Here is a 4323-nt window from a genome sequence, read left to right as displayed (position 1 = left end):
TCCCGACGTCGTACAAAGCGTTTCCAGCCATAAAAAGGCCTCCCATTTCTTGTGTCCAAGAAATGGGAGGCAGTTCATATGAGCTGCGGGGTTTTCTTGTGCCTCCGATGCGAAATAAATCGCTCAGATATTACTGATAATCGACGACGTCGATCCAGTTCTTCAGGAACTCATCGTTCACGTTGCGCTTACGAGCGAGCTCGGAAGCGGCGACGATGCTCGTCCACTGACGCACGACCTGCATGGGCATGTCGGCGCGGTCGCAGTAGAGCTCCAGGTAGGCCTCAGCCTGATCCTTGCTGTTGAGGGCGAAGAGCAGGTAGGTGGTGGCAACGTCGGCAGCAGGGGAGCCCTGGGTGGCGTGTGCCCAGTCGCACACATAGAGCTGGCCGTCGTCGCCGACGATGACGTTGGAGGGGTTGAAGTCGCCGTGGCAGACCTTGAACTCCTTGGTCATGCCGTCCAGACGCTCCTGAAGGTTGTAGCGCGTGGTGGCATTGAGCTGATCAAGGCTGTCGATCATGCGGGCGAACTTGTCGCGCTGACGGTTGAGCAGCGGGGAGGTGTAGCCGTGGATCTCGATTTGGAGGTCGACGAACATCTCGAGGTACTCACCAAAGCGCTGGGGCTCGGCAGTCATCTTCTCGGCAAGGGTGGTGCCCGGAACCTTCTCGGTCACGAGCGCCCAGCCGTTGGCGTTCTCGAGCTGGGAAACCTCGAGAGCCTTGGGGCTGCGGATGCCGCACTCATTGATGCGGGCAAGATTCAAAGCCTCGTTGAACACGTCGGAGACAGGCTTGGTCTCGTTAAAGACCTTGACGATCTTGTCGCCCAGGTCGTAAACGACCTTGTTGCCACGGCGGACGAGCTCGGTCTTGGAATCGGGTAGCAGCATGGTTGCATCCTTTCAACGATGCGATAGAAGCGACGGCGGGGGTGTGTGAAACACCCGTGCACCCCCGCCGTTAAAAACCGTGCTAAAACTAGCAGACGGCGTAGTCCTGAGGCTCGCGGCCGTAGTAGGCGTCCAGGTAGAGCTCCTTGATCTCGCTCATGAGCGGGTAGCGCGGGTTGGCGCCGGTGCACTGGTCGTTGAATGCCTGCTCGGTCATCTCGTCGAGGGTGTCGAGGAAGTACTGCTCGTCAACACCGTAGTCGGCGATGGTCTTCTTGACGCCGATGAAGTCCTTGAGCTCCTCGAGCTTCGTGATGAAGTTCTCGAAGACCTCCTTGTCGTCCTTGCCCTCGATGCCGCAGTACTTGGCCATCTCGGCGTAGTTGTGCAGCGCGTTGGGGTAAGGATACTGGGAGAAGGTACCCATCTTGACGGGAGCCTCGGCGGCGTTGTAGCGCATAACGCGGGTCAGGATGACGGCGTTGGCGAGGCCGTGGGGCAGGTGATGGAAGGCGCCGAGCTTGTGAGCCATGGAGTGGTTGAGGCCCAGGAAGGCGTTGGCGAAGGCCATACCGGCCATGCAAGAGGCGTTGTGCATCTCCTCGCGGGCATGCGGGTCCTTGGCGCCGTTCGTGAAGCTGGAGGGCAGGTTCTCGAAGACGAGCTTAGCAGCGCGCTCGGAGAGGCCCTTGGTGTAGTCGGAAGCCATGATGGAGACGTAGGACTCGATGGCGTGGGTCATGACGTCGATGCCGGAGGCAGCGGTCAGGCCGCGCGGGGCGGTCATGCAGTTGTCGGCGTCGACGATAGCCATGTTGGGGAGCAGCGCGTAGTCGGCGAGCGGCCACTTGATGCCGGTCTCCTTGTCGGTGATGATGGCGAACGGCGTGCACTCGGAGCCGGTACCCGAAGAGGTCGGGACGGCGACGAAGTAGGCCTTCTTGCCCATCTCGGGGAAAGTGAAGATACGCTTGCGGATGTCCATGAAGTCCATGGCCATGTCCTCAAACTTGCACTCGGGGTGCTCGTACATCATCCACATGATCTTGCCGGCGTCCATAGCGGAGCCACCGCCGACGGCGATGATCACGTCAGGCTCAAAGAGAGCCATCTGCTTGGCGCCGCGACGTGCGCACTGCAGCGACGGATCGGGCTCGACGTCGTAGAAGCAGTCGTGGGCGATGCCCATCTCGTCGAGCTTGGCCTCGATGGCGCGGGTGTTGCCATTCTTGAAGAGGAACTGGTCGGTGACGATGAAGGCGCGCTTCTTGCCCATGACGGTACCGAGCTCGTCGAGGGCGACGGGCGTGGAACCCTTCTTGAAGTAGACCTTCTCGGGAGCGCGGAACCACAGCATGTTCTCACGGCGCTCGGCCACAGTCTTAACGTTGATCAAGTGCTTCACCCCAACGTTCTCGGAGACGGAGTTGCCGCCCCAGGAGCCGCAGCCCAGGGTCAGAGACGGCTTCATGCCAAAGTTGTACAGGTCACCGATGCCGCCGTGCGAGGACGGGGTGTTGATGACGATACGGCAGGCCTTCATGACGTGCTCGAACAGGCTGATCTTCTCGGCCTGGGCGGGGTGCACGTACAGAGAGGCGGTGTGGCCCGGGCCACCGGCGAGCACCAGGTGCTCGGCCTTGTCGACGGCCTCCTGGAAGTCCTTGGCGTGATACATGGCCAGGACCGGGGAGAGCTTCTCGTGGGAGAACTCCTCCTTGGCGGGGTCGGTGGAGGTGACCTCGGCGATCAGGATCTTGGTCTTGGCGGGAACCTCGATGCCGGCGAGCTCAGCGATCTTGGCAGCAGCCATGCCGGGGATGCGGTGATCGAGGGCGCCATTCTTGAACATGGCGGCACGCAGTGCCTCCATCTCGGCACCCTGCTTGACGAAGTAGCAGCCGCGCTTCTGGAACTCGGCCTTAACCTGGTCATAGATGGTGTCGATGACGGTCACGGACTGCTCGGAAGCGCAGATCATGCCGTTGTCGAAGGTCTTGGAGTGGATGATGGAGTTGACGGCGAGCAGCACGTCGGCGGTGTCGTCGATGACGACCGGGGTGTTACCGGCGCCAACGCCCAGGGCGGGCTTGCCCGAGGAGTAGGCGGCCTTGACCATGCCCGGGCCACCGGTGGCGAGGATGATGTCGACGTCGCGCATGACCATGTTGGTCAGCTCGATGGAGGGGACATCGACCCAGCCGATGATGCCCTCGGGGGCGCCGGCCTTGACGGCGGCGTCAAGCACGAGCTTAGCGGCGGCGATGGTGCACTTGGCGGCAGCCGGGTGCGGGGAGATGATGATGGCGTTGCGGGTCTTCAGGCTGATCAGCGTCTTGAAGATCGCAGTGGAGGTGGGGTTGGTCGTCGGGATGACGGCGCCCACGATACCGATGGGCTCGGCGATCTTGGTGATGCCATAAGCCTCGTCGCGCTCCAGGACACCACAGGTCTTGGTGTTCTTGTAAGCGTTGTAGATGTACTCTGCGGCGTAGTGGTTCTTGATGACCTTGTCCTCAAGAACGCCGCGGCCGGTCTCCTCGATGGCCATCTTCGCCAACGGGATACGAGCCTTGTTGGCGGCCATGGCGGCCTCATAGAAGATCTTGTCGACCTGCTCCTGCGTGTACGTAGCAAAAAGCGCCTGGGCCTCTCGCATCTGAGCGAGCTTAGCCTCAAGCGCCTCTACGTTGTCCACGATTGCGGGAGTAGTGTTTTCCGGTGACTTTTTCACCATTTGTGTCTCCTTGCGATCGGAGATTTACCCTACGCCTTGCATGATAGCAAGAAATTATTCGGCGAACGGTCAGATTCCTCTAAAAGGCACACTAAAACGCTTCAATAAACTGAAGCGTTTTAACTATTTAACTAAAAGCTCAACGTCTTCTCCGGGCGAATTCCTAGTTTCCCCATGGCTATGGTGTGGAGTTTGTTCATTGTTTGTTCATTAGGTCTTAGGAAATTAATGCACATCGATCAATTCTGGCTGGTCGTGACACTAATTTTTGGTCGTTTCTATTTCATGGCAATAAACGCGTTCTCTTGTCAGACAAAACACTGGTATTAAACTAAAACCAATGTGCCAGACAGTACATTCAGTAAGAGTGAAATATATGCCTTTGCCTCTGGGTATTTTGTCGCCCTTTACCGGTTCATGTCAGTTGAGTAGAAAGGGCGGTTTGTGAGATTGCCACGTTGCAGGCGAGCTCTCGTTTGGCTCGTCTCTTTTTTGTTCGTGTTTAATACGATTCCTACGAGCGTATTTGCTGACGTAATAGTGAATAATGACCCTCAGCAAAACACGACTTCGGAGAATCTGTCTAATGAATCTGCTGATAGTGATTCTGGGTCAAGGGGGGTGTTCCTATAGTTTTGTCAACTGGGCAATGCTGTTTTCGAGATTGAATCGCGACATGCTAACGCCAGGC

At 58.3% G+C, this 4323-nt stretch carries 2 protein-coding genes; both read right to left on the bottom strand.

Annotated elements, in window-relative coordinates; translation table 11 throughout:
* Nucleotides 1-130 precede the first annotated feature (130 nt).
* Nucleotides 131-895 carry an aminoglycoside phosphotransferase family protein gene (locus tag PMW70_RS09585; RefSeq protein WP_006236119.1) on the bottom strand — a complete coding sequence of 255 codons (765 nt, stop codon included), beginning with the start codon at nt 893-895 and terminating at the stop codon, nt 131-133.
* An 88-nt stretch (nt 896-983) separates the two neighbouring features.
* The gene (adhE, locus tag PMW70_RS09580) at nt 984-3632 is read right to left on the bottom strand and encodes a bifunctional acetaldehyde-CoA/alcohol dehydrogenase (protein WP_055250041.1); all 2649 of its coding nucleotides are present in this window, start codon (nt 3630-3632) and stop codon (nt 984-986) included.
* Nucleotides 3633-4323: the final 691 nt, after the last annotated feature.

This window comes from Collinsella aerofaciens (assembly GCF_028209625.1).
GTDB lineage: Bacteria > Actinomycetota > Coriobacteriia > Coriobacteriales > Coriobacteriaceae > Collinsella > Collinsella aerofaciens_AM.
The sequence above is the reverse complement of the archived record's forward strand: the minus strand, read 5'-3'. Positions and strand labels throughout refer to the sequence as shown.

Coding starts and splice junctions, on each gene's coding strand:
- PMW70_RS09585 (WP_006236119.1), bottom strand. CDS start 895: ATGCTGCTACCCGATTCCAAGACCGAGCTCGTCCGCCGTGGCAACAAG.
- adhE (WP_055250041.1), bottom strand. CDS start 3,632: ATGGTGAAAAAGTCACCGGAAAACACTACTCCCGCAATCGTGGACAAC.